Genomic DNA, 2,996 nt, shown 5'->3' on the forward strand with positions numbered 1-2,996 from the left:
GGCGAAAGGGAACCACGCGTACCCATCTCGAACACGACCGTTAAGCCTTTCAGCGCCGATGGTACTTGGACCGCAGGGTCCTGGGAGAGTAGGACGTCGCCAAGCACGGATGAGTCTACTGCATACGCAGTAGACTTTTTTGTTGTTTTCTAACCTGTGATCACGATGCGTTGTTGCGATGCGGATTTGACGGCGAACATGCCATTCATCGTATGTTTAGCATGATCTTCCGATGTATGTTTCTTGCAGAAACATGGTAAGTACTCATGTATCCAGTTAACAGATTAGAACTTGTATACTGAAATATATTAAATACATATTTTGAAAATCATGGTGTCACAGGATCTGATATATCCACTAATTCTAAAAGGATACATTCATTTATTTTATCATTATTAATATAACTCCTATACCTAATACTGAATAATAAATTTTATGAGAAACTCATAATTAAATGAGATTAGTAGCCCATAACATATATCGAAAAGATTTAATCAACAACGTAGTGAACTGATTTTTTCATCTAACAGTAAATGAAGTTATGAATATTAAAAATGCAGTAGTCGTGTTGACTACTGCATTGCTGTACTTTAGTACTTTGATAAGTATACTTTATACGGTAATATAACTGGATAAATAATTTAGGTTCTATGCATAATATCTAAGTCAATCTTACCTATTTAAAATATATATTTTCTTTGACTTGAATTCGACTGCAGGGTTTTCAACAGTGTAAGCTCGCCTCCACCATCATCAACACCATCCGCATGAGGATGGTGTTTTTGTTTTGTCTGAAATAAATATTATAATTTTGTAACTATTTAACAATTGAATATTTTTAAGATGAATGGAAATTCGCCTTCAAATATTTTAGCAAAGTTCATGTTTAGTTCTGAATCAAATGAATTAAAATCGATTGATGTAAACTATATTTATAATTCTAGATTAGATGAAACATTAGAATTTATGAATAATACTCAAATACATTTTACTTTTCTCATTAACTCTATATTATCTGCTAGAAGTAAATTAGTGATTGTCTCTCCGTGGATAAGATTTAATGTTATTAATAATATAGATTTGGTTAGTGCATTTGAGTCAGCAATAAAACAAAGTGTTGATGTTTCAATTTATACTGATGAAGGTTTTAACAAGGAGAATGGTATTTATACAGATTCGTTTATTAAGGCTTATAAAATTTTAGAAGGTCTAGGAGTAAAGGTAATATTACTAAAACGTGTTCACAGTAAGTTATTATGGTTAGATGAAAGTGTGTCTTGAGTTGGATCATTTAATTGGTTGTCTGCAGTAAGAGATGAACAGAATTTATATAGTAACTTAGAAATGTCATTGATATATAGAGGCGAAAAAGTTAGTCAATACATTAATGAAACAATAAAAGCATTTGAAGCTATCAAAAATTGATAATCTAAATGATTACTGACACTAGACTGGAATATGTTACTAGTGTCAGTAATGTTAGTCTATATGTTTCACAGGATTTTGTTTGTGCGCCTAGCATAGGCTTTATTTATAGGGTGAATTTTAATGCTTTCAGTTAAATTAGTGTCGTTATATATAACCAATAGATAATTTACCCAATAGATAATTAATAATATAGCAATTCAAACCCTCCACTAAGACACCACCCTATTGATATTTGATATAGTAACGTCCTAAGAGTTATTTAGGGGGTCAGAACATGGTATTGAAGGTTATGAATTTGTCAGTAACATATGCTCAGAAAACCGTAGTTGATCGAATTAGTTTTCAAGTAAAGACTGGACAAGTTATTGGATTGTTAGGTGCAAATGGGACTCGTATATACAGAAAATGAAGTAAAGAGGTTGAAAATTATTTGATCGTTAAGAACAGCACATTATTCGATAAGCGCAATCCTATGATTGATGAATAAAGCAGATAAAATGACGGGAGCTAATCTCAATATTAAGAAAGTGCTCGACACACCTGAAGATCATGAGGACATTATTTCAGTGGCAGATCGATTAATCTATTCACTGGATTAAGCTATTAAGTCTGCAAAGGAACTTATATTGTTACTAAAGAAAAAACAGCACTTAGAGTGGTGACATTTCAGGATTGAAGTTTGTGAAAATACAGTGAGAGCATTTCGCAAGAGTTATGGATAACAAAATATGAATTTACATGTATGAATGTATACTTTCATCTAAATTCGTAAAACCTTCATCTTATATAAACTGAAAATAATTAATATGGGGGTTATCATGAAGATTTCTACAGTGTTTTTAATGTCTATATTGCTTATCAGTGCGCCACTATCGATAGCTAATGCGAATGAGCGACAGTTTGATGCTGGTTTAATTACATTATTAGATTCGCAAGGGAATAACATTGGGAATGCGGAGTTTTCTGAGCTTAGAAATAAAGGTGTTAAAATTCATCTAGAGGCTAGTAATTTACCTCCAGGTATTCACGGTATTCACATTCATGAATTTGGTAAATGTGATCCACCTGATTTTACCTCTTCAGGAGGGCATTTTAATCCAGATGGTAAACAGCATGGATTAAATAATCCAAAAGGTTCTCATATCGGAGATTTACCAAATCTCGTAGTAGGAAAGGATGGGAAAGTTGTTGCAGATTTTGTAACGGAAGCAATAACCCTAGAAGAAGGCCAGCCTAATTCTATTCGGAGACCAGAAGGTACTTCTCTTATCATTCACGAGAAGGCTGATGATTATAATACAGACCCGTCTGGCAATTCAGGTGGTCGCATCGCATGCGGTGTAATTAAATAAGACGAATAAGAGTATTCATCAACATAAATAACCTCCACAATAAGCACTAGAACTATTAGACTACTTAAGGTTTAAGGCTTACTTTAGTGGATGTAAATGTCAACCTAAGAATGTATACTTTTGCTTGTTTAATAATGTGCAAAATCACTTGTCTTCTTTCGCAAAGTGATCCTTCAAACGGTAAGATTCGCCTACAATCGTGACGACCGTTGCATG

General features: G+C 33.2%; 3 protein-coding genes and 1 rRNA gene. All 4 read left to right on the top strand.

Annotated features, from left to right (window positions below; translation table 11 throughout):
* Positions 1-105 (top strand): 5S ribosomal RNA (gene rrf / locus AC1TPB_RS24650); the annotation flags it as partial.
* 777 nt (positions 106-882) lie between these two features.
* Positions 883-1,281 carry a phospholipase D-like domain-containing protein gene (locus AC1TPB_RS24655; protein ID WP_482078916.1) on the top strand — a complete coding sequence of 133 codons (399 nt, stop codon included), beginning with the start codon at positions 883-885 and terminating at the stop codon, positions 1,279-1,281.
* 421 nt (positions 1,282-1,702) lie between these two features.
* Positions 1,703-1,837, top strand: coding sequence for a hypothetical protein (locus tag AC1TPB_RS24660; RefSeq protein WP_482078917.1), 135 nt, complete (start codon positions 1,703-1,705; stop codon positions 1,835-1,837).
* A gap of 409 nt (positions 1,838-2,246) precedes the next feature.
* On the top strand, positions 2,247-2,780 hold the full coding sequence (locus AC1TPB_RS24665) for a superoxide dismutase family protein (RefSeq protein ID WP_482078918.1): 534 nt from the start codon (positions 2,247-2,249) through the stop codon (positions 2,778-2,780).
* The last annotated feature ends 216 nt before the right edge of the window (positions 2,781-2,996 follow it).

The organism is Paenibacillus sp. Y951, from assembly GCF_056786395.1.